The following is a 20830-nucleotide window of genomic DNA, read 5'->3' on the forward strand; positions in this document are numbered from 1 at the left end:
CCAAGGGACCGCCGAGAGACATAGCACCCGCAGCTCTCGTTTCTGTTGCAGATGTGACGCAATGTGACTTCTGAGGCAGAAGTTACGGCGCGCCTCCCCGGCCCGGCCGGGGTTCAGCGACAGAATCGGCTCCCATGAGGATGGCAGCGCTTCTCTCTCGTAACGGCAGTTCTCGACCCGGTGTGATGGGTACGGCGCGGGTGGACCGTGACATCGACCGCCTCCTGCGCCGGGTGGAGCCTGGGGACATTGTGGTGCTCGACGTGTTGGACCTGGACCGGGTCACCGCCGACGCACTGGTGGACGCCAACATCGCCGGTGTGGTCAACGCCTCGCCGTCGATCTCCGGCCGCTACCCCAACCTCGGACCCGAGGTGCTGGTGACCAACGGCATCGCACTCATCGACGAGACCGGGCCCGACGTCTTCAAGAAGGTCAAGGACGGCGCCCGGGTTCGGTTGCACAACGGCGGCGTGTACTCCGGCGACCGGCGCCTGATCCTGGGTGTCGAACGCACCGACGAAGAGATCGTCGACAAGATGCACGAGGCCAAGAGCGGGCTGGTCAGTCACCTGGAGGCGTTCGCGGGCAACACCATCGAATTCATCCGCAGCGAGAGCCCACTGCTGATCGACGGCATCGGCATCCCGGACATCGAAGTCGACCTGCGCCGGCGCCACGTCGTGGTGGTGGCCGAGGAACCCAATGCCGCCGAGGACCTCAAGGGCCTCAAACCGTTCATCAAGGAGTATCAGCCGGTCCTGATCGGCGTCGGCAGCGGAGCCGATCTGCTCCGCAAAGCCGGGTATCGACCGCAACTGATCGTCGGTGACCCCGAGCAGATGAGTGCCGATGTCCTCAAATCCGGTGCGCAGGTGGTACTTCCGGCCGATGCGGACGGCCATGCACCCGGCCTGGAGCGCATTCAGGACCTGGGCGTCGGCGCGATGACGTTCCCGGCGGCCGGATCGGCGGCGGACCTGGCGCTGCTGCTGGCCGACCATCACGGGGCCGCGCTGATTGTCACCGTCGGCCACACCGCCAGCATCGAGGAGTTCTTCGACCGCAACCGTCAGCAGAGCAACCCGTCGACCTTCCTGACCCGGCTCAAGGTGGGGGAGAAGTTGGTGGATGCCAAGGCCGTCGCCACGCTCTACCGCAGCCGAATCTCGGGCGGGTCGGTGGCCATGCTGGTGCTGGCCATGCTCATCGCGGTGATCGTCGCGCTGTGGGTCTCGCGCACGGACACGATTGTCTTGGAGTGGATCGCGCAGTACTGGAATCGATTCACCGTGTTGGTGCAGAGCTGGGTGACCTAGGGTGATATCCCTTCGCTCACATGCCATTTCGCTAGCGGCAGTGTTTCTGGCGCTCGCGGTCGGGGTGGTGTTGGGCTCGGGTCTGCTCTCCGACACCTTGTTGTCGGGATTGCGTGACGAAAAGCGCGATCTCCAGAGTCAGATCAACGCCTTGACCGACGACAAGAATGGGCTCAACGAACGCCTCGGCGCGGCCAACGACTTCGACACCCAGGTGGCGCCCCGGATCGTCCGCGACGCGTTGACCGGCAAGTCGGTCGTGGTGTTCCGCACCCCCGACGCCAACGAACACGACCTCGATGCGCTGCACCGTGTGGTCGAGCAGGCCGGCGCGACGGTGAGCGGGACGATCGGGCTCACCCAGGAGTTCGTCGACGCGCACTCCGCCGAGAAGCTCAAGACGGTGGTGAACTCCTCGATCCTGCCCGCGGGTACGCAGTTGAGCACCAAGCTGATCGACCAGGGCTCCCAGGCCGGTGACCTGCTGGGCATCACGATGCTGATCAACCGGGACCCCAACGTCCCCAAGGTGGACGATCTGCAGCGTCAGACGGTGCTCACGGCGCTGCGCGACACCGGGTTCCTCGACTACTCGGGCGACAACGTCGGCGTGGCCGACACGGCGGTCATCCTCACCGGCGGACCACTCGGCGACGACGCCGGCAATCAGGGCGCCACGGTCGCCCGGTTCGCCGCCGCCCTGGCCCCGCACGGGTCGGGCACGGTCCTCGCCGGCCGGCACGGGTCGGCAACCGGCACCGCCGCGGTAGCGGTGCTGCGGTCCGACAATGGCCTGATGGGGTCGGTGAGTTCGGTCGACGACATCGACGCCGAATCGGGTCGCATCACGACGGTGTTGAGCCTGCAGGACCTGGTCAACGGCGGCAAGCCGGGTCAGTACGGGGTCGGCCAGGGCGCTACCGCGCTCACCGTCGCCCAGTAGTACCCCGCCCAACGGTGATGGGCCACAAAGTTCGAGTGACTTCCGGCCAAGCGTCAATCTCGGCGCTTCGGGGGCGCACGCACGGCGCGTCAGCAACGACTTGTCGCCGTCGGTGTTAAGGTGGACTTCCGTGGGTCGCAGGCCCAGATTGACCTGCTCTAACACCACGGAGGTTGCACTTGCCATCGCTACGCAGGCATCCACTGACCGAGACCAAGCACCTCTTCGTCACCGGTGGTGTGGCGTCGTCGCTGGGTAAAGGTCTGACCGCCAGCAGCCTCGGTCAGCTGCTGACCGCCCGCGGGCTGCAGGTCACGATGCAGAAACTCGACCCGTATCTCAACGTCGATCCGGGCACCATGAACCCGTTCCAGCACGGTGAGGTGTTCGTCACCGAGGACGGCGCCGAAACCGACCTCGACGTCGGGCACTACGAGCGCTTCCTGGACCGCAATCTGTCGGGATCGGCGAACGTCACCACGGGGCAGGTGTATTCGACGGTGATCGCCAAGGAACGTCGCGGCGAGTACCTCGGGGACACCGTGCAGGTGATTCCGCACATCACCGACGAGATCAAGAACCGGATCCTGGAAATGGCCGACCCGGACAGCGAGGGTAACCGGCCCAACATCGTGATCACCGAAATCGGCGGCACGGTAGGCGATATCGAATCGCTGCCCTTCCTGGAGGCCGCCCGGCAGGTCCGCCACGAGGTGGGTCGGGAGAACTGCTTCTTCCTGCACGTCTCGCTGGTGCCGTTCCTCAAGCCCTCCGGGGAACTGAAGACCAAGCCCACCCAGCACTCGGTGGCGGCGTTGCGCAGCATCGGTATCACCCCCGACGCGCTGATCCTGCGCTGCGACCGCGAGGTCCCCGAACCGCTGAAGAACAAGATCGCGCTGATGTGCGACGTGGACATCGACGGGGTGATCTCCACGCCCGACGCACCCTCGATCTACGACATCCCGAAGGTGCTGCACCGCGAGGAACTCGACGCCTACGTGGTGCGTCGCCTGAACATGCCGTTCCGCGATGTGGACTGGACGCAGTGGAACGACCTGCTCGAGCGCGTGCACGAGCCCCACGAGACAGTGCGAATTGCCTTGGTGGGCAAGTACATCGACCTTTCTGATGCCTACCTGTCGGTCGCGGAGGCGTTGCGTGCCGGTGGTTTCAAGCACCGCACCCGGGTGGAGATGCGCTGGGTGGCCTCCGACGACTGCGACACCGACGCGGGGGCCGCGGCCGCCCTCGGTGACGTCGACGGGGTGCTGATCCCCGGCGGATTCGGGATCCGGGGCATCGAGGGCAAGATCGGCGCCATCCGCTACGCCCGCAACCGGGGCCTCCCGCTGTTCGGCCTGTGCCTGGGCCTGCAGTGCATCGTGATCGAGGCGGCCCGCTCGGTCGGTCTGGACGAGGCCAGTTCGGCCGAGTTCGAACCCGACACCCCGCACCCGGTGATCGCGACCATGGCCGGCCAGGAAGAGATCGTGGCCGGCGAGGCGGACCTCGGCGGCACCATGCGCCTGGGCGCCTATCCCGCGGTGCTGCAAGAGGATTCGATTGTGGCCGAGGCGTATGGCAGCCGGGAGGTTTCCGAACGGCACCGGCACCGCTACGAGGTCAACAACTCCTACCGGGACAAGATCGCCGAGAGCGGTCTGCAGTTCTCCGGGACCTCGCCGGACGGCAAGCTGGTGGAGTTCGTGGAGTATCCCCGCGACGTCCACCCGTTCCTGGTCGGCACCCAGGCCCATCCCGAGCTCAAGAGCCGGCCGACGCGTCCGCACCCGTTGTTCGCGGCGTTCATCGGGGCCGCGATGGAGTACAAGGCCGCCGAGCGCCTGCCCGTGGAACTGCCCGAGCACCGCTCCAACGGCGCCGAGCACGACGGCGCCGACCCGTTGGTCCAAGAGCCCGCATCCCGTGGGTGATCACGGCTTCGACACGGTCTCCAGCGAAACCCTGTTCACTGGAAAGATCTTCGCGCTGCGCGCCGACGACGTCCGGATGCCCGGCGGCGCGCTGGCCCGGCGCGAAGTCGTGGAGCATTACGGCGCGGTGGCCGTCGTAGCGCTCGACGATGACGACAACGTCGTGCTGGTGTACCAGTACCGGCACGCGTTGGGCCGACGACTGTGGGAGCTGCCGGCCGGCCTCCTCGACGTCTACGGTGAGCCGCCGCAGTCCACCGCCGCGCGCGAACTCGTGGAGGAGGCGGGCCTGACCGCGCGGGACTGGTCCGTGCTGGCCGACGTCGACTCGGCGCCGGGATTCAGCGACGAGAGCGTGCGGATCTTCCTGGCGACCGGCCTGACCGAGGTCGGTCGGCCCGAGGCCGCCGACGAGGAGGCCGACATGACGGTGACTCGGATGCCGCTGACCGAGGCGGTGGCGGCGGTGTTCGCCGGGGAGATCGTCAACTCGTTGGCCGCCGCCGGAATCTTGGCCGCCCACGCGGTCCGCACCGGCCACGCCGAGCCCCGCCCGGTCACGGCGGAGTGGCGGGACCGACCCTGGCGGTTTGCGCAGCGAAAGCAATCGGCGGCCGGGCAGTGACGACGTTTCGCCCCGCACTCGAAGATCAGCTCCAGGGTTACCTGGACCACCTGACGATCGAACGGGGCGTGGCCGCCAACACCCTGAGCTCCTACCGGCGCGACCTGCGGCGCTATCAGCAGCACCTGGCGGCCCGCGGCATCGAGGACTTGGCCGGTGTCACCGAAACCGACGTCAGCGATTTCCTGATCGCGCTGCGGCGCGGCGATCCCGAGCGCGACGTGACCGCGTTGTCGGCGGTGTCGGCGGCGCGCACCCTGATTGCGGTGCGCGGATTGCACCGGTTCGCCACGGCCGAGGGCATGACCGACGTCGACGTGGCCCGCGCCGTCAAGCCGCCGACGCCGACCCGGCGGCTGCCCAAGGCGCTGACCCTCGACGAGGTGCTGGCCCTGCTGGATGCCGCCGGCGGGGCGAGCCCGTCGGACGGCCCGCTGACCCTGCGCAACCGCGCGCTGCTCGAACTGCTGTATTCGACCGGCGCGCGGATCTCCGAGGCCGTGGGCCTGGACCTCGACGACGTCGACACGCAAGCGCGCTCGGTGCTGCTGCGGGGCAAGGGCGGCAAGCAGCGGCTGGTGCCGGTCGGCCGGCCCGCCATCGCAGCGCTGGACGCCTACCTGGTGCGCGGCCGCCCCGAGTTGGCGGGCCGCGGCCGGGGCACGCCGGCGATCTTTCTGAACGTGCGCGGCGGTCGGCTGTCCCGGCAGAGCGCGTGGCAGGTGCTGCAGGACACCGCCGAGCGGGCCGGCATCAGTTCCGCGGTCTCGCCGCACACGCTGCGGCATTCGTTCGCCACCCACCTGCTCGACGGCGGCGCCGACGTGCGCGTGGTGCAGGAGCTGCTCGGGCACGCGTCGGTCACCACCACGCAGATCTACACCATGGTCACGGTGCACGCACTGCGTGAGGTGTGGGCCGGTGCGCACCCCCGCGCGCGTTAGGGCCCCGCACCGAGAAACTCGGACTCCAGCACGCGATCGCGCAGCAGACTCTGGTATTCGGCGTGCGTCGAATGCTCCACGGTGTCCCACCGCACGCCCTGCTGCTCGCGCATGTAGGCCCGGTAGTCGGGTGCGCCGGGGAGCTTGACGTTGTCGGCGACGACGATCGATCCCGGATGCAGCCAGCGGCGCTCCAGGATGGCGTGCAGGTCGCTCAGGTACGCGGCCTTGTCGTGGTCGATGAACATGAAATCGAGTGCGCCGGCCTCGAAGCCGTGGGTGGTTGCCAGGGTGTCGAGCGTGGTTCCGCCATCGCCGACGGTACCCACGACGCAGGTGACGCGGTCGGCGACGCCGGCGTGCTCCCAGATCCGGCGGGCGAGTGCGGCGTTGTCGGCCGACAGCTCCACCGAAAACACCCGGGCCCGCGGCGCCGCGCAGGCGATCCGCAGCGCCCCGTACCCGCAGTAGGTGCCCAACTCCAGGGCCAGTGTCGGGTCCGCGCGGCGCACCGCGGCGTCGAGCAGTGCGCCCTTCTCCTCGCCGACATTGATCAGGAAGGCCCGGGTATAGGCGAAATGGTCGATGGTGGCCAGCACATCGGCTGGGTCGCCGCGCCGCGCATGGGCCACCACGTACTCGGCGGCGGCCGCCTCGCGACCGTCACCGATCTGACCGGTCTTGGAGATGTTGCGCGAGCCGACCGCCAGGCGCAGGAAGGACGGCCGCAGGAAGGGCATTCGGCGTTGCCAGTTCATCGTTGCCGACGATAGCCGCCGGTCGCTGCGCTGGGAAGATCCCGTATACCAGCAAACATTGTCAGTGCCCGAAACACCTTTGCCGGCGGCGCCGAAGGTTGTAGTCTTTGACAGGCAAGGGGGGCCACGCGGCCGGGGGGCCGTTGGGGATCGTGGTTGTTGGCCGCCCTGTAGGGGGCGGTTCATCATGTCAGCAAGCATCCGCGTTGCGGACCACATCTTTGCTCACCTGGCCGGCGGCGGGGTGAGCCATGTCTTCGGCGTCGACGGCGCCGACATCGAGGATCTGTTCGATGCCGCACACTTCTGTACTGAGGTCACCGCGGTGCCGGCCCAACACGAGTTCTCCGCGGCCGCAATGGCAGCCGGGTACAGCCGCAGCGGCGCCGGACTCGGGGTGGTGATGACGAGTTCCGGTGGGGCCGCGCTGAACGTCGTTCCGGGCTTGGCGGAGGCGCTGTCCAGCGGCGTGCCGGTGCTCGCCCTGATCGGTCAGCCGTCGGCCACCTCCGGGCCCCACGGCACCGCCGACCCGTTGCGGGCGGAAACCGTGTTCAGCGCCGTGTCGGTGTTCTGTGAACGGGTCGGTGAACCGGCCGACATCCTCACCGCGCTGCCCCGCGCGATCATCGCCGCATGCGCGGGAGGGCCAGCAGTGTTGTTGTTGCCCAAGGATATTCAACAATCAATGCTCGATCCGGCCGGTCTGCGTCGCCACCGCGACAACGGCCACGCGCCGCGACCCCGGATCGGGGATCCGCACCCGCTGACCCGCGCCCTGCGCCACGCGCGCGGACCGGTGACGATCATCGCCGGGGGACAGGTGGCCCGCGACGATGCCCGGGCGGAGCTGGAAGGACTGCGCGCAGTCTTGCGAGCGGGAGTGGCCTGCGTGCCCGACGCCAAGGACGTCGCCGGCTGCGGCTCGCCGTCGGACCTGGGTGTCACCGGGGTGGTGGGGCATCCGAGCGTCGCCGAGGCGGTCGCGGACAGCGCGCTGTGCCTGTTGGTGGGCACCCGGCTGCCGCCGATGGCCCGCGCCGGGCTGGACGCGGCGCTGCGATCCACCCGGATCGTGTCGCTCGGATCGGCGCCGCCACATTGGCCGTGCACCCACGTGCACACCGACGACCTGCAGATATCGCTGGCGCAGGTGCGCCGGGCCCTGGCCGGCCGCCGCGTGGGTGCCGCCGATCCGATGCCGCACACCGAGTTGACGCCGCCGCCCTACGACGGGGCCGGGGTGCGGTATCGCCCGGCGATGCAGGTGCTCGACCGGGTGCTGCCCGACGACGTCAACGTCGTGGTCGATACCGGCAACGCCGGTGCGGCCGCATTGCACTACCTGCCCGCCCGGCGCGGCGGTCGCTTCCTGGTGGCGTTGGGCATGGCCGGAATGGGCTACAGCTTCGGCGCCGCGATCGGCATGGCCATCGGGCGTCGGCGGCGGACCGTCGTCATCGCCGGCGACGGTGCGTTCTACCGGCACGGGATGGAGGTGCACACGGCGATCGAGCACCGACTGCCCGTGACCTTCGTGTTGTTCAACAACAACGCGCACGCGATGTGCGCCACCCGCGAACGGCTGCACTTCGGAGATCAACACAGCTACAACAGATTCCGGCCCAGTCGGCTCGGCGCCGGGCTGTCCTCGATGTTCCCCGAACTGAGCGCGGTGGACGTGTCGGAGCTCGATGCGTTGGCACCGGCGCTGACCGCAGCGCTGGCCGCCGACGGCCCGTCGGTGGTCAGCGTCGAATGTTCGGCGGACGAAATTCCGCCGTTCGCACCGTTTCTCGCCGCCGTCGAGCAGCCCCCGATCGGCGCCCGCGCGGTCCCGGGCGGACACGAGTTGGTTGCGGTCCGCGCCAGTGCCTGACGGGCCGCCGTGAGATCTGGTGGTCGCGTTGCCCGCGGGTCGCCCTTCGCAGGCAGCTCAGCACGTTAGACTTCCCTGCAATGTCCGCCACACGACCGAACGACCGGGGTGAGGACGCGTGACCGACGACGCAGCTCGCGCCGGCGAAATCGGTCTCACGGGCCGACCTCCTCGACCGATTCCCACGCCGCAGCCGTTGGCCTCGCACGGCCCGGCCACGGTCATTGCGATGTGCAACCAGAAGGGCGGCGTCGGCAAGACCACGTCGACGATCAACCTGGGCGCCGCCCTCGCCGAATGCGGCCGTCGGGTGCTGCTGGTCGACCTCGATCCACAGGGCGCGTTGTCGGCGGGCCTGGGCGTGCCGCACTACGAGCTCGACCACACCGTGCACAACCTGCTCATCGAACCCCGGGTGTCGATCGATCAGGTGCTGATCAAGACCCGGGTCAGCGGCATGGACCTGGTGCCGAGCAACATCGACCTGTCCGCGGCCGAAATCCAGTTGGTCAACGAGGTGGGCCGCGAGCAGTCGCTGGCCCGCGCCCTGCATCCGGTGCTGGACCGCTACGACTACGTGCTGATCGACTGCCAGCCGTCGCTGGGTCTGCTGACGGTCAACGGCCTGGCCTGCGCCGACGGGGTGATCATCCCCACCGAATGCGAGTATTTCTCGCTGCGTGGACTGGCGCTGCTGACCGACACCGTCGACAAGGTGCGCGACCGGCTGAACCCGCGGCTGTCGATCAGCGGCATCCTGATCACCCGGTACGACAACCGCACCGTCAACGCCCGGGAAGTCATGGCCCGCGTCGTCGAACGGTTCGGGGACCTGGTGTTCGACACCGTGATCGCGCGTACCGTCCGGTTCCCGGAGACCAGCGTGGCCGGGGAGCCGATCACCACCTGGGCACCGAAGTCCTCGGGCGCCGAAGCCTACCGAGCGTTGGCCGCCGAGGTCATCCACCGGTTCGGCACGTGACGAGCGCGCCGACGCCGCACGGAACCGAACAGTCAGAGCAGCCCACCACCGGATTCCAGGTACGGCTGAGCAATTTCGAGGGTCCGTTCGACCTGCTGCTGCAGTTGATCTTCGCGCACCGCCTCGACGTCACCGAAGTGGCACTGCACCAGGTGACCGACGACTTCATCGGCTACACCAAGGCGATCGGCGCCCAGCTGGGACTCGAGGAGACCACGACCTTCCTGGTGGTGGCGGCGACCCTGCTGGACCTCAAGGCGGCGCGGTTGCTGCCGGCCGGTCAGGTCGACGACGAGGAGGACCTGGCCCTGCTGGAGGTGCGCGACCTGCTGTTTGCCCGGCTGCTGCAGTACCGCGCGTTCAAGCATGTCGCCCAGATGTTCGCCGAACTCGAGGCCGCGGCGCTGCGCAGCTACCCCCGGGCGGTCTCGCTCGAGGATCAGTTCGCCGATCTGCTGCCCGAGGTGATGCTCGGGGTGGACGCGCAGGCCTTCGCCGAGATCGCCGCGAGCGCGTTCACGCCGCGACCGGTCCCCACGGTGGGGACCGACCATCTGCACACCGCGAAGGTGTCCGTGCCCGAACAGGCCGAGCAACTGCTGCAGATGTTGGAGAGCCGCGGCGCGGGCCAGTGGGCGTCGTTCACCGAACTGGTCGCCGATTGCGAGACGTCGATCCAAATCGTCGGCCGCTTCCTGGCACTGCTCGAGCTGTATCGAACCCGGGCGGTAGCATTTGAGCAGTTAGAACCGCTTGGTGTGCTCCAGGTTGCGTGGACCGGAGACCGTCCCTCGGACCAACAACTGCGCGATGAGCTGGTGGAAGATCAACAATGACTGAACCGGATGCCCTGGCCCCAGAGGTGTCTGCCGAACCGGGTGACGACCCGGGCGTCGAGGTCGGCGCCGAAACCGAGCTCGACGACGCCGAACTCACCCGGGTGCTCGAGGCTTTGCTGCTGGTGGTCGACACCCCGATCAGCGTCGAGGCGCTGAGCGCGGCGACCGGACAATCGGAGGACGCCATCGCGGCCCTGTTGCCGCGGATGGCCGATGAGCTCGCCGCCCGAGACAGCGGCATGGACCTGCGCGAGGCCGCCGGCGGCTGGCGGCTGTACACCCGGTCGAGGTTCGCGCCCTATGTCGAGCGGCTGCTGCTCGACGGCAGCCGGACCAAGCTGACCCGCGCGGCCCTGGAAACCCTGGCCGTGGTGGCCTACCGCCAACCGGTGACCCGCGCCCGGGTCAGCGCGGTGCGCGGGGTCAACGTCGATGCGGTGATCCGCACGCTGTTGGCGCGCGGCCTGATCACCGAGGCGGGCACCGATGCCGACAGCGGTGCGGCGCGCTTCGCGACCACCGAGCTGTTCCTGGAACGCCTCGGCCTGACCTCGCTGGCGGATCTGCCCGATATCGCGCCGCTGTTGCCGGATGTCGACGTGATCGATGACCTGTCGGAGTCGCTGGACAGCGAACCCCGATTCATGAAACTCAATGCCGGCGGGCCGTCAGAGGCGCAGCCCGCCCTCGATATGAATGAGGACTGACATGGCCGAAGCGTCTGCTGAGGGCGTGCGGCTGCAGAAAGTGCTGTCGCAAGCTGGAGTGGCGTCACGACGGGTGGCCGAACGGATGATCCGGGACGGCCGGGTCGAGGTCGACGGGCGCATCGTCACCGAACAGGGCACCCGGGTGGACCCGGATGCCTCGGTGATCCGCGTCGACGGCGCGCGGGTCGTGGTCGACGACGAACTGGTGTACCTGGCGCTCAACAAGCCCGTCGGGATGCACTCGACGATGTCCGACGATCAGGGCCGGCCCTGCGTCGGTGATCTGGTGGAGCACCGGGTGCGCGGCAACAAGAAGCTGTTCCATGTCGGGCGCCTGGACGCCGATACCGAAGGCCTGATCCTGCTGACCAACGACGGCGAGTTGGCGCACCGGTTGATGCACCCGTCCTTCGAGGTGCCCAAGACCTATCTGGCGACCGTGACCGGCTTGGTGCCCAAGGGGTTGGGCAAGAAGATGCGCGCCGGAATCGAGCTCGACGACGGTCCGGTCCGGGTGGACGATTTCGCGATGGTCGATACCATCCCGGGCCGCTCCCTGGTCAAGGTCACCCTGCACGAGGGGCGCAAGCACATCGTGCGGCGGTTGATGGATGCCGTCGGCTACCCGGTGGAAGCGTTGGTGCGCACCGATATCGGGACCGTGTCGCTGGGGGAGCAGCGGCCCGGCAGCCTTCGTGCGTTGACCCGCAAGGAAATCGGGGAGCTGTACAAGGCGGTGGGGTTGTGAGCGACGGTGTGGTGATCGCCATCGACGGCCCCGCTGGGACCGGAAAGTCCACGGTGGCACGAGGTTTGGCGAATGCACTGGGTGCGCGCTACCTCGATACCGGGGCAATGTACCGACTTGTGACGCTGGCCGTGCTGCGCGCCGGTGCTGACCTGAACGACCCGGCCGCAGTTGCCGCCGTCGAGACACCGATTGCCGTCGGGGATGACCCCGACGAGCCGCGCGCCTACCTGGCCGACGAGGACGTCTCGGCGGAGATCCGCGGGGATGCGGTGACCCGCGCGGTGTCGGCGGTGTCGGCCGTTCCGGCGGTCCGGGAGCGGTTGGTCGCGTTGCAGCGCGCGCTCGCCGGTGGGCCGGGCAGCGTGGTGGTGGAAGGTCGCGATATCGGCACCGTGGTGTTGCCGCAGGCGGATCTGAAGATCTTTTTGACGGCCTCGCCCGAGATCCGGGCCCGCCGCCGCAACGATCAGAACATCGGCGCCGGACTCGGTGACGACTACGACGGCGTGCTGGCCGACGTCATCCGCCGCGACCATCTGGACTCCAGCCGGGCGATGTCGCCCTTGCGTGCCGCCGACGATGCCAGGGTGGTCGATACCGGCGACCTGACCGCGGACCAAGTGATCGCACATCTGCGCGAACTCGTCCAAGACCACAGTGGGGCGGTTCGATGAGCACCGAAGACGGCACCTGGACCGATGAAAGCGATTGGGAGGCCGGCGAATCCGAGTACGCCGCCGACCTCGAGGAGTTCAGCGCCCCGCCGCCGGTCATTGCGGTAGTGGGCCGTCCGAACGTCGGCAAGTCGACGCTGGTGAACCGCATCCTGGGACGTCGGGAAGCCGTCGTGCAGGACGTGCCGGGGGTGACTCGCGACCGGGTGTCCTACGACGCGCTGTGGTCCGGGCGCCGGCTCGTCGTGCAGGACACCGGCGGCTGGGAGCCCGACGCGAAGGGGCTGCAGCAACTGGTCGCCGAGCAGGCCACCGTCGCGATGCAGACCGCCGACGCGATCATCATGGTGGTCGACTCCGTCGTCGGCGCCACCTCCGGCGACGAGGCCGCCGCCCGCAAGCTGCGGCGCTCGGGCAAGCCGGTGTTCCTGGCCGCCAACAAGGTCGACGGCGAGAAGCAGGAACCCGACGCCGCGGCGCTGTGGTCGCTGGGACTCGGTGAGCCCTACCCGATCAGCGCCATGCACGGCCGCGGTGTCGCCGACCTGCTCGATGCCGTCGTCGAGAAGTTGCCGGCGGTCTCCGAGGTGGGCCCCCGCACGGGTGGGCCTCGCCGGGTGGCGCTGGTGGGTAAGCCGAACGTCGGCAAGAGTTCGCTGCTGAACCGGCTGGCGGGGGATCACCGCTCGGTGGTGCACGACGTCGCGGGAACCACCGTGGACCCGGTGGACTCGCTGATCGAATTGGACGGCAAGACATGGCGTTTCGTCGACACCGCCGGATTGCGCCGTAAGGTCGGGCAGGCCAGTGGGCACGAGTTCTACGCCTCGGTGCGCACCCACGGCGCCATCGACGCCGCCGAGGTGGTGATCGTGCTGGTCGACGCGTCGGTGCCGTTCACCGAGCAGGACCAGCGGGTGCTGTCGATGGTGATCGAGGCCGGCCGCGCGCTGGTGCTGGCGTTCAACAAGTGGGATCTGGTCGACGAGGACCGGCGCTATCTGCTGGAGAAGGAAATCGACCGCGAACTGGTCCAGGTGCAGTGGGCGCCGCGGGTCAACATCTCGGCGATGACCGGTCGCGCCGTGCAGAAGCTGGTGCCCGCGCTGGAGAAGTCGCTGGCGTCCTGGGACTCCCGCATTCCGACCGGGCGGCTCAACACCTTCTTGAAGGAGATCGTCGCCGCTCACCCGCCGCCGGTCCGCGGCGGCAAGCAGCCCAAGATCCTGTTCGCGACCCAGGCCACCGCCCGCCCGCCGACCTTCGTGTTGTTCGCCTCGGGCTTCCTGGAGGCGGGCTATCGCCGGTTCCTGGAGCGCCGCCTGCGCGAGGAGTTCGGCTTCGAGGGCAGCCCGATCCGGATCAACGTCCGGGTGCGGGAGAAACGCGGCCGGACCTAGCGATTTCGGTGCGTTGGGAGGCGCTCAGCGCCTCTGAGCGCACCCGATTCCGCCGATGTAGGGTCTGCGGGTGTCGGTGACCCACATGATCCTGATTGCGCTGGCCGGTGTCGGGGCCGGCGCCATCAATTCGCTCGTGGGTTCGGGCACGCTCATCACCTTCCCGACGCTGGTGACGCTGGGCTTTCCGCCGGTGACCGCGACGATGTCGAACGCCGTCGGCCTGGTGGCCGGTGGCATTTCCGGCACCTGGGCCTACCGACGCGAGTTGCGCGGGCAGCGACGCTGGCTGAGGTGGCAGATCCCGGCATCGTTGATCGGGGCCGGGCTGGGCGCGTTCCTGCTGCTGCACCTGCCGGAGTCGGTGTTCACCCAGGTGGTTCCGGTGCTGCTGGTGTTCGCGCTGTGCCTGGTGTTGGTGGGTCCGCGCATCCAGGGCTGGGCCCGGGCCCGCGCGGCCGCGCTCGGCCGCGACGTCTCGCTGATCTCGTCGGCACGGATGGCCATGCTGGTGGCCGGGACCTTCGCCGTCGGCGTCTACGGCGGCTACTTCACCGCGGCGCAGGGCATCCTGCTGATCGCGGTCATGGGCGCCCTGCTGCCCGAGGACATCCAACGGATGAACGCGGCCAAGAATCTGCTGGCGTTGCTGGTCAATATCGTCGCCGCGGTGGCCTACACCGTGGTGGCGTTCGACCGGATCAGCTGGGCCGCGGCCGGCCTGATTGCGCTGGGCTCGCTGGTGGGCGGCTACCTAGGCGGGCACTACGGCCGCCGCCTGTCCCCGACCGCGCTGCGCGCGGTGATCGTCGTAGTGGGCCTCATCGGCCTCTATCGGTTGGTGACCCTGTAGGGTGTCCTGCGGGTTTGTGTTTACTCGAGGAGGACCGATGGTTGATCGTGTGCTGGATGCACCGGCGCCGTCTGACGTCTCGGCCCTCGAGCCCTTCTGGCCGTCCCGTCGGTTGATGGCCTTCGACGAGTGGTGTTGTCCGCGTTACTGACGCGCAGCCCCTCGTCCATGCGGTCATCTCGGTGACCCTTTCAGTTGAAGGCAACCGAACCCTATGCGTTCGCTCATACTTTTTGCCCTGGTAGGCGTTGGAGCCCAGTTGGTCGACGGCGCCCTCGGGATGGCCTTCGGGGTCACGGCCTCGACGCTGTTGGTGCTGAGCGGGGTCGCCGCGGCCCAGGCCAGTGCCGCGGTGCACCTGGCCGAGGTCGGCACGACCTTCGCCTCGGGGCTGTCGCACTGGAAGTTCAAGAACATCGACTGGGCGATTGTCGCCAAGCTCGGGGTGCCCGGCGCGATCGGTGCGTTCCTCGGCGCCACGGTGCTCTCGTCGCTGTCCACCGAGAATGCGGCACCGCTGATGGCCGGCATCCTGCTCTGCATCGGCGCCTACGTGTTGGTGCGGTTCTCGCTGGGCCGGCCGCCCGGGCTGCGCAATACCCACACCCCGCACACCGCGAAATTCCTTGCCCCGCTGGGCCTTTTCGGGGGGTTCATCGACGCCTCCGGTGGCGGCGGCTGGGGACCGGTCACCACGAGCACGCTGCTGTCGCAGGGCAAGACCGCGCCGCGGACCGTGATCGGATCGGTGAGCGCCTCGGAGTTCCTGGTGGCGGTGTCGGCGTCGGTGGGTTTCGTGGTCGGGTTGCGCGAGGAGTTCCTGAACAACCTGCCGATCGTGGCCGGGCTGGCGATCGGCGGCATGATCGCGGCGCCGTTCGCGGCCTGGCTGGTGACCAAGGTGAGCCCGGCCCTACTGGGGACCGCCGTCGGCGGCGTCATCGTGCTCAGCAACAGCCAGAAGCTGCTGAAGTACTTCGAGATCACCGGCGGTGGGGCGGTGGCGGTCTACGCCACGATCATCGTGGTGTGGCTGGGGCTGCTCGCCTACGCCATGCGCACCGCGCGGGCCCCGCAGTACGTGCCCGAGGAACTCGAGGCCGGTGCCGAGCTTTCGACCGATCTCGAGGCCGAAATTGCGGAGTCCGCTGCGGACACCACGCCGGCGGTTGTAACCCAGACCGGGCACTGAGCGTCGAAGATCCAGGTGCTGATGAACTACCTCACTGATGCACTGGACGAACTCATCACACTGAGTGTTTGGCAACGGGCTTCCCGAGGCAGTCGATAGTCCAGATAGGCGGGCAACTGAATCGCCGTCAAGCCTCCCACCGCCGCGACAGGAATCCATCAATCACGAAGAAGTGATCGATGTCCTGGAGGGGCGGATGCAATCGCTTCGGTCGGGTGAGGTGAGCCGTGTCGAGGCCAAGCCGTACTGCGTGGCCCCGTATCGTTGCCGTACTCGAACCGCCGGCCAGCCCGAGCTTCTCGGCAACCTGAGTCCAACTGGTGGAGGACGCGATCGCGGCTACGAGCTGATGATCCGTCCAGCGTCGCTGGCCCGTGGCTGTAGTCAAGCCCTAGTCGGTCGGCATGCCCGCGGACCGAGCGCATGGCAGCTGAGGACGCGGCAGAAAGCCCGAGTGCCCGCAGGACACCCCGCCAGGAACGCGATGCTTGGACAGCCTCGACCAGGTGCGGATCCGAATAGCGGCGCACGACACGGTATTACCGTGTCGTGCCCCGTGATGCGCCAATTCATTCGGTCGGGCTGACAGGATTTGAACCTGCGACCCCTACACCCCCAGTGTAGTGCGCTACCAAGCTGCGCCACAGCCCGCCGGTCCGCCGGAGCACCGACGAACAGGAGAGACCATACCGTAACGGCGGCCCCGACTGCGAAACGGTCCCCGTTGAACGAACGCCGCCTAGCAACTGCGCCGTGGGATTCCCGAAGCGGTGGGTGCTCCGTGGGCCTGGCGGAAGATGTGATGCGCGATCCGGTCGACGTGCGACACGTTTCCAGCGGGCACGGTGGTGTCATCAACACCGAGGATGAGAAGCGGCGCGAGAGAGGTCAGGCGGTGGGGTTGTTCCGCTACCACTTGATCTGTCCTGACCCAGAGTCAGTGGAAGGGGAGTTGTTCAACCAAGGACGCGCTCGCGACTGACGGGTCGTCATTGCAACCGTTATCGAGCCGGTGTGGGCACGGTTCTTCGATTTTGGCGCCGGTCGGCTGCCGGCCTTCCTCACCGATCTTGTCAACGGCACCGAATAGCGCTACGGCAGCGGCCATTTCGACGTGAACGTGCGCGGCGTCCAGGTCGGCCAGTCCGGTGATACCGTCTCGAACCCGGCGTCCAGTCGGGCCACGATCCGGGGCCCACGCCGGGTGCTGTTGTCGTAGAAGGTGGTGATGTCGGCGCGGGCAGCCGCTGCGGCCACCAGGTCCCAAAGCCGTTGGTAGCGCTGCCGGATTTTGTCCTCGGGCACCTGATGGCCACCGGCCAGCACGCGGTGGCGCACTCGCTCCACGGCGAGTTCCTCGGGGACCAGGACCACATGCAACACCACCGTGTAGCCAGCCGCCTGCGCGGCGTCGAGCAGATCGAGTTTGGACGGGTGTGAGAACACCGTCTCGGCGATGAACGACTCGCCCAGTTCGATGAGCTTGGCCCGGGTGTCGGCGGCGATGCGGGCAGCTTCGTAGGCGTGCTCAAGGGCGGCGCCGGGCCAGCGATGTTTGGCGATCTCGTCGGCGTTGACCACCGGGCTGCCGGGAAGCAATGCTGCCAACGTCAATTCGATGAAGGTGGACTTGCCCGCGCCGTTGCATCCGACGACCAGATCGAGGCGCTTCACCCTTCGGTGTTGCGGTGCAGCACCGAGGAACTGCCGTCGGGACGGTGTGCGACGATCTGCCCGGACTCATCGAGTGCCACGGTTGTGATACCCCGTGCCGTCAGCAGCGCGCCGTAATCGGTGTCGGCCAGGCTCTCCTCGATGGCCGCTGTGATCTCGGCGTTGAACACGGCCCCTTCCTCGGGACTCAACTCGCTGAGTTCCAGCCCGCCGGCCAGCGCCGCCTCGACCTTGCGGCGCGCCGCGCTGTGCTGGCCGGCGACCGCCCGCCCGATTCGGGCCCAATGATCGAGCTGCTGTTTGGCCGAACGACTCTGCCGGGCGCCCTCGGCTGCGGCGCTGTCCATCAGGTCGGCGGCGACCCGGGTCACCCGATCGGCGGCATTGGTCATGACAACCTCCTGTAACAGTCTGCTACCGAGTGTAGCAATCTGCTACGGAGCTACTGGCCGTACTGCCAGGTCCGATCTTCCAGCTGATCGGCCGGGATGGAACGCTCCAGCATGCCGTAGGTCGTCTCGCCGTCCCACGTATAGCGGACGCCGGCTTGCTGCAGCGCCGGGAAGGTCCAGTTCGCCAGCTTGGCCAACTGCTCGGCCGGGACGGTCGCGGGGTCGGTGATGTCGTGGGTGGACAGCACCGTCTGCCCGTCGATGTGGATCTGCCCATCCGCGATCTCCAGGACCACCGACACGTCCTCGCTCAGGGGTTGTAGGCGGCGCAGCCAGGGCGCGTCGACCACGCGCGCCGGGATCAGCGCACCCGTGCCGGCGTACACATATCCCTCGTTGAACGTCGGCTGGCCGTCAGGCCGCGGCGGGTAAGCGATATAGCCGAAGGCCCGACCGGAGGGGAAGAGGGCGGACTGCCAGCAGTGCCCCCAGAACCCTTCTAGCTTGCGTACGCCCTGGCGCCGGATCCGCAATCCACTGCCGGCGAACGGGTGCGCGGCACCGTCGACAGTCAGGGTTCCGGTCGCACGGAAAAGCTGCTCATAGCGCGGGCCGCCCATCAGATCGCCAGTGATCGAGGTGCTCAGCGAGGACGCCGCGTCGGGCTGCAGCGCCCCCTGCACCCACGGCGGCACGGCCAGCGTCGCCTCGACATCGAACTGCAACGGGACCAGGGGGCCGTCCTTGCGCCCGGCCACCAGATCGGCCGAACTCGTCGCCACCGCGGCACCGTCGAAAGCGACCCGCCAGGTATCGAATTCTCGGACGCAGGTGAACGTCAGCGGGCCCGCCCCCAGCACCCTGGGCAGACCGTCGGCGCCGGTGACCGCGACACTGGGTGCGTCCTCGCGCAGCCGGAACACCCGTCCGTCGGAGAATGCCGCGTTGACCTGTATGCCGTGGTGCTCCCAGTTCGATGCGACCGCCTCGATCCCGATGCGGGGCAGGCCGAGTTCACCACGGTCGTCGAACACCCAGAAACTCACTGAGTCCCGCATCTCCGGATCATCGGGGCGGGTCTCGAAGGTCAACTCTCTGGCAGGATCGATGCCGCCGGTCAAATCTGTTGTCATAGCAATGAATTCACCCTTCTTGCGTGGCGCCGGTCCAGCGCCGCACATCTTCGAGGTAACCGGCGAAATGTGGACGGATCAGGTCGGGCTCCAGGCCGTACTCGGCCGGGTCCGCCCTCGGGACCGCTTCGCGGGGTTGGGCGTTGCTCTCCCACCAGCCGCGCATACCGGCCTCGAACTCCGCGCTGACAGGCGCGCCGAGCCATCGATACAGGGCACCTACCTGCTCGATCGGGTCGGCTGTCATGCCGCGGAAATCGATGTCGAAGAACCGATGCCCGGCCCCGCCGTCGCGGAAGGTGGCCGCGCGCGCCATCCCGGTTGACCACTGGCGGACATTGAGCTCGCCCAGATAGCGGCGGTCCAGATGATCGCTGAAGCCACCGACGATATCGGCGTAGACATCGGCGACCGAGAGCAGTACATCGGTGGGGTCGCGATGGGTCATCACGAAGCGGGCATCCGGAAACACATCGTCAAGAGCCTTGAGGGACAACACATGTGCTGGCGACTTGAGCCGCCATGGTCGGGTCGGCTGACCCCATTGCAGCAACTTGAGGACGCGGCGCTGGTAGACGTAGGTGGACGTGAAATCGGCCTTGTCCAGCAGCCAGTTCGAGTAAGCGGGGATGTGGGCGAAGGCCTGAAAGATCTGCGAGGTGAAGTCCAGCGCCATCAGATCCAGGCACTCCATCGGCCCGTTGGGATCCTGGGGCACATGATGGCGGCTACCCACCTCCACAGGGGCCGCCGCGGGTGGAATCCGAGGGTCGTTGCCGGCGACGGTTGACGGCGGCGGGCAGGGCTGGGTGGCCTCCCAGCTGTGCAGGTACCGCACTGCGGGGTCCTGGGCGAGCAGAAACGACAACGCCGTGGATCCGGTGCGCGGCAACCCGAGGCCGAACAGCGGGTTGGTGATCTGCTCGTCGTCGATCTCGGGATGGCATTGATACCACTGCTCCACCTGCAACCGCTGGCGCAGGTGTAACTGGATGCGCCCGTAGATGTATGCCTCGCCACGGGGATTCAGCCGAGCTTGGCGATCGAGAGCACCCAGCAGCACCTCGAGCCCTTCGCGGAACGAGTCCGCCCCGAAGTCGTCCAGGCCGGTTCCGGTGACGGCGGCCTGCATCAAAGCTCCCGCTTCCGGCATGTCCACCTCCCCGGAGATTTGAGACAGTACACTGCCACTAATATGAAGGAACCGTCAAGGAATCGACGCGCCTACGACAGCCCGGTACGCCGCGAGCAAGCGGCGCAGACCAGAAGCCGCATCGTCACCGCCGGTGCTGAACTGGTGCGTGAGTACAAGACCTGGGATTGGCGCGAGCTGACCTTCCGCGCCGTCGCCGCCCGGTCGGGCGTCGGCGAACGCACGGTGTATCGGTACTTTCCCACCGAACGAGCGCTTCACGACGCGGTGATGCGGCGCTTGGAGGACGAGGCCGATATCGCCTACGAGGACGTCGACCTGGCCAACCTCACCGTGATGACCGACCGCTTCTTCAGCGCGCTGCAGGGTTTCACCGTCGAGCAATCGGTACCGGTGGCGCCGGACCCGACGTTCGCCGGCGCCGACGAGCGCCGCCGCCAGGCGGTGTTGCGTGCGGTCTCGACAAGCGCCCCAGACCTGCCCGAGGACCGGAGCCGTGCGGTGGCCGGTCTGCTCGATGTGCTGTGGAATGTGCCCAGCTACGAGCGACTGGTCGGCGCGTGGCAGTTATCGCCCGCTGATGCTTCCGGGGCGCTCACCTGGTTGATCGACAAGGTGATCGCGGCCGTGGAGGCCGGCGAGGCTCCTCCGTCGTCCGCGTAGCGCGACCCG

Annotated in this window: 21 protein-coding genes and 1 tRNA gene; 16 read left to right on the plus strand and 6 right to left on the minus strand. The window is 68.1% G+C overall.

Annotation, left to right across the window (positions count from 1 at the left end):
- Nucleotides 1-134: 134 nt before the first annotated feature.
- The 5 genes from steA (at nucleotide 135) to xerD (ending at nucleotide 5768) form a co-directional block, all read left to right on the plus strand.
- Nucleotides 135-1319, plus strand: a complete 1185-nt coding sequence (gene steA / locus RCP80_RS11215; RefSeq protein WP_308482386.1) for a putative cytokinetic ring protein SteA — start codon at nucleotides 135-137, stop codon at nucleotides 1317-1319.
- A gap of 1 nt (nucleotide 1320) precedes the next feature.
- Entirely contained in the window at nucleotides 1321-2262 is a 942-nt protein-coding gene (locus RCP80_RS11220) for a copper transporter (RefSeq protein WP_308482387.1), read from the plus strand.
- Between the two features lie 179 nt (nucleotides 2263-2441).
- Nucleotides 2442-4199 (plus strand): CTP synthase, encoded by a 1758-nt coding sequence (locus RCP80_RS11225; RefSeq protein WP_308482388.1) that lies wholly within the window; start codon nucleotides 2442-2444, stop codon nucleotides 4197-4199.
- Complete coding sequence (locus RCP80_RS11230; protein ID WP_308482389.1) at nucleotides 4192-4824, plus strand: NUDIX domain-containing protein; 633 nt, start codon at nucleotides 4192-4194, stop codon at nucleotides 4822-4824. Before RCP80_RS11225 ends, RCP80_RS11230 begins: the two co-directional genes overlap by 8 nt.
- The gene (gene xerD / locus RCP80_RS11235; protein ID WP_308482390.1) at nucleotides 4821-5768 is read left to right on the plus strand and encodes a site-specific tyrosine recombinase XerD; all 948 of its coding nucleotides are present in this window, start codon (nucleotides 4821-4823) and stop codon (nucleotides 5766-5768) included. The genes RCP80_RS11230 and xerD overlap by 4 nt, the downstream gene beginning before the upstream one ends.
- Here xerD and RCP80_RS11240 read toward each other — a convergent pair.
- A complete protein-coding gene (locus RCP80_RS11240; RefSeq protein WP_308482391.1) occupies nucleotides 5765-6526 on the minus strand; it encodes an O-methyltransferase in 762 nt (253 codons plus the stop codon). The genes xerD and RCP80_RS11240 overlap by 4 nt on opposite strands.
- 187 nt (nucleotides 6527-6713) lie before the next feature.
- Here RCP80_RS11240 and RCP80_RS11245 point away from each other — a divergent pair, with 187 nt between their 5' ends.
- The 9 genes from RCP80_RS11245 to RCP80_RS11285 all read left to right on the plus strand — a co-directional run bounded on the left by RCP80_RS11245 (nucleotide 6714) and on the right by RCP80_RS11285 (nucleotide 15806).
- On the plus strand, nucleotides 6714-8405 hold the full coding sequence (locus RCP80_RS11245) for a thiamine pyrophosphate-binding protein (RefSeq protein ID WP_308482392.1): 1692 nt from the start codon (nucleotides 6714-6716) through the stop codon (nucleotides 8403-8405).
- A gap of 118 nt (nucleotides 8406-8523) precedes the next feature.
- On the plus strand, nucleotides 8524-9387 hold the full coding sequence (locus RCP80_RS11250; RefSeq protein ID WP_308482393.1) for a ParA family protein: 864 nt from the start codon (nucleotides 8524-8526) through the stop codon (nucleotides 9385-9387).
- Entirely contained in the window at nucleotides 9384-10223 is an 840-nt protein-coding gene (locus RCP80_RS11255; RefSeq protein WP_308482394.1) for a segregation/condensation protein A, read from the plus strand. The genes RCP80_RS11250 and RCP80_RS11255 overlap by 4 nt, the downstream gene beginning before the upstream one ends.
- Complete coding sequence (scpB, locus tag RCP80_RS11260) at nucleotides 10220-10933, plus strand: SMC-Scp complex subunit ScpB (RefSeq protein ID WP_308482395.1); 714 nt, start codon at nucleotides 10220-10222, stop codon at nucleotides 10931-10933. The genes RCP80_RS11255 and scpB overlap by 4 nt, the downstream gene beginning before the upstream one ends.
- A gap of 1 nt (nucleotide 10934) precedes the next feature.
- Nucleotides 10935-11684 (plus strand): pseudouridine synthase, encoded by a 750-nt coding sequence (locus tag RCP80_RS11265; RefSeq protein ID WP_308482396.1) that lies wholly within the window; start codon nucleotides 10935-10937, stop codon nucleotides 11682-11684.
- Nucleotides 11681-12361: a (d)CMP kinase gene (cmk, locus tag RCP80_RS11270; RefSeq protein WP_308482397.1), complete on the plus strand. Its 681-nt coding sequence runs from the start codon at nucleotides 11681-11683 to the stop codon at nucleotides 12359-12361. The genes RCP80_RS11265 and cmk overlap by 4 nt, the downstream gene beginning before the upstream one ends.
- Nucleotides 12358-13761 carry a ribosome biogenesis GTPase Der gene (gene der / locus RCP80_RS11275; protein ID WP_308482398.1) on the plus strand — a complete coding sequence of 468 codons (1404 nt, stop codon included), beginning with the start codon at nucleotides 12358-12360 and terminating at the stop codon, nucleotides 13759-13761. The genes cmk and der overlap by 4 nt, the downstream gene beginning before the upstream one ends.
- A gap of 70 nt (nucleotides 13762-13831) precedes the next feature.
- Nucleotides 13832-14614: a sulfite exporter TauE/SafE family protein gene (locus tag RCP80_RS11280; protein ID WP_308482399.1), complete on the plus strand. Its 783-nt coding sequence runs from the start codon at nucleotides 13832-13834 to the stop codon at nucleotides 14612-14614.
- 214 nt (nucleotides 14615-14828) lie between these two features.
- Nucleotides 14829-15806, plus strand: coding sequence for a sulfite exporter TauE/SafE family protein (locus tag RCP80_RS11285; RefSeq protein ID WP_308482400.1), 978 nt, complete (start codon nucleotides 14829-14831; stop codon nucleotides 15804-15806).
- A gap of 577 nt (nucleotides 15807-16383) precedes the next feature.
- Here the strand turns inward: RCP80_RS11285 and RCP80_RS11290 are convergent.
- Nucleotides 16384-16457: transfer RNA gene (locus tag RCP80_RS11290), tRNA-Pro, on the minus strand.
- Between the two features lie 130 nt (nucleotides 16458-16587).
- On the opposite strand from RCP80_RS11290, the gene RCP80_RS11295 reads away from it, so the two are divergent.
- On the plus strand, nucleotides 16588-16788 hold the full coding sequence (locus tag RCP80_RS11295) for a hypothetical protein (RefSeq protein WP_308482401.1): 201 nt from the start codon (nucleotides 16588-16590) through the stop codon (nucleotides 16786-16788).
- Between the two features lie 110 nt (nucleotides 16789-16898).
- On the opposite strand, the gene RCP80_RS11300 is transcribed toward RCP80_RS11295, so the two are convergent.
- The 4 genes from RCP80_RS11300 to RCP80_RS11315 are packed head-to-tail and all read right to left on the minus strand — an operon-like array spanning nucleotide 16899 to nucleotide 20158.
- Nucleotides 16899-17480, minus strand: coding sequence for an ATPase (locus RCP80_RS11300; RefSeq protein ID WP_308482402.1), 582 nt, complete (start codon nucleotides 17478-17480; stop codon nucleotides 16899-16901).
- Nucleotides 17477-17872: a TA system antitoxin ParD family protein gene (locus RCP80_RS11305; protein WP_308482403.1), complete on the minus strand. Its 396-nt coding sequence runs from the start codon at nucleotides 17870-17872 to the stop codon at nucleotides 17477-17479. The genes RCP80_RS11300 and RCP80_RS11305 overlap by 4 nt, the downstream gene beginning before the upstream one ends.
- A 50-nt stretch (nucleotides 17873-17922) precedes the next feature.
- Nucleotides 17923-19005, minus strand: a complete 1083-nt coding sequence (locus RCP80_RS11310; RefSeq protein WP_308482404.1) for a DUF7064 domain-containing protein — start codon at nucleotides 19003-19005, stop codon at nucleotides 17923-17925.
- Nucleotides 19006-19015: 10 nt separating this feature from the next.
- Nucleotides 19016-20158, minus strand: a complete 1143-nt coding sequence (locus RCP80_RS11315; protein ID WP_308482405.1) for a sulfotransferase family protein — start codon at nucleotides 20156-20158, stop codon at nucleotides 19016-19018.
- A gap of 42 nt (nucleotides 20159-20200) precedes the next feature.
- Here RCP80_RS11315 and RCP80_RS11320 point away from each other — a divergent pair, with 42 nt between their 5' ends.
- Nucleotides 20201-20821 (plus strand): TetR/AcrR family transcriptional regulator, encoded by a 621-nt coding sequence (locus RCP80_RS11320; RefSeq protein ID WP_308482406.1) that lies wholly within the window; start codon nucleotides 20201-20203, stop codon nucleotides 20819-20821.
- Nucleotides 20822-20830: the final 9 nt, after the last annotated feature.

Origin of the sequence: Mycolicibacterium sp. MU0053, assembly GCF_963378095.1 — a bacterium.
Classification (GTDB): Bacteria; Actinomycetota; Actinomycetes; order Mycobacteriales; family Mycobacteriaceae; genus Mycobacterium; species Mycobacterium burgundiense.

What these genes read in the sequence shown, in the direction of transcription:
- RCP80_RS11240 (WP_308482391.1), bottom strand. Translation starts at nt 6,526, where the DNA reads ATGAACTGGCAACGCCGAATGCCCTTCCTGCGGCCGTCCTTCCTGCGC.
- RCP80_RS11245 (WP_308482392.1), top strand. Translation starts at nt 6,714, where the DNA reads ATGTCAGCAAGCATCCGCGTTGCGGACCACATCTTTGCTCACCTGGCC.
- scpB (WP_308482395.1), top strand. Translation starts at nt 10,220, where the DNA reads ATGACTGAACCGGATGCCCTGGCCCCAGAGGTGTCTGCCGAACCGGGT.
- RCP80_RS11285 (WP_308482400.1), top strand. Translation starts at nt 14,829, where the DNA reads ATGCGTTCGCTCATACTTTTTGCCCTGGTAGGCGTTGGAGCCCAGTTG.
- steA (WP_308482386.1), top strand. Translation starts at nt 135, where the DNA reads ATGAGGATGGCAGCGCTTCTCTCTCGTAACGGCAGTTCTCGACCCGGT.
- der (WP_308482398.1), top strand. Translation starts at nt 12,358, where the DNA reads ATGAGCACCGAAGACGGCACCTGGACCGATGAAAGCGATTGGGAGGCC.
- RCP80_RS11310 (WP_308482404.1), bottom strand. Translation starts at nt 19,005, where the DNA reads ATGACAACAGATTTGACCGGCGGCATCGATCCTGCCAGAGAGTTGACC.
- RCP80_RS11305 (WP_308482403.1), bottom strand. Translation starts at nt 17,872, where the DNA reads ATGACCAATGCCGCCGATCGGGTGACCCGGGTCGCCGCCGACCTGATG.
- RCP80_RS11265 (WP_308482396.1), top strand. Translation starts at nt 10,935, where the DNA reads ATGGCCGAAGCGTCTGCTGAGGGCGTGCGGCTGCAGAAAGTGCTGTCG.
- RCP80_RS11315 (WP_308482405.1), bottom strand. Translation starts at nt 20,158, where the DNA reads ATGCCGGAAGCGGGAGCTTTGATGCAGGCCGCCGTCACCGGAACCGGC.
- RCP80_RS11320 (WP_308482406.1), top strand. Translation starts at nt 20,201, where the DNA reads ATGAAGGAACCGTCAAGGAATCGACGCGCCTACGACAGCCCGGTACGC.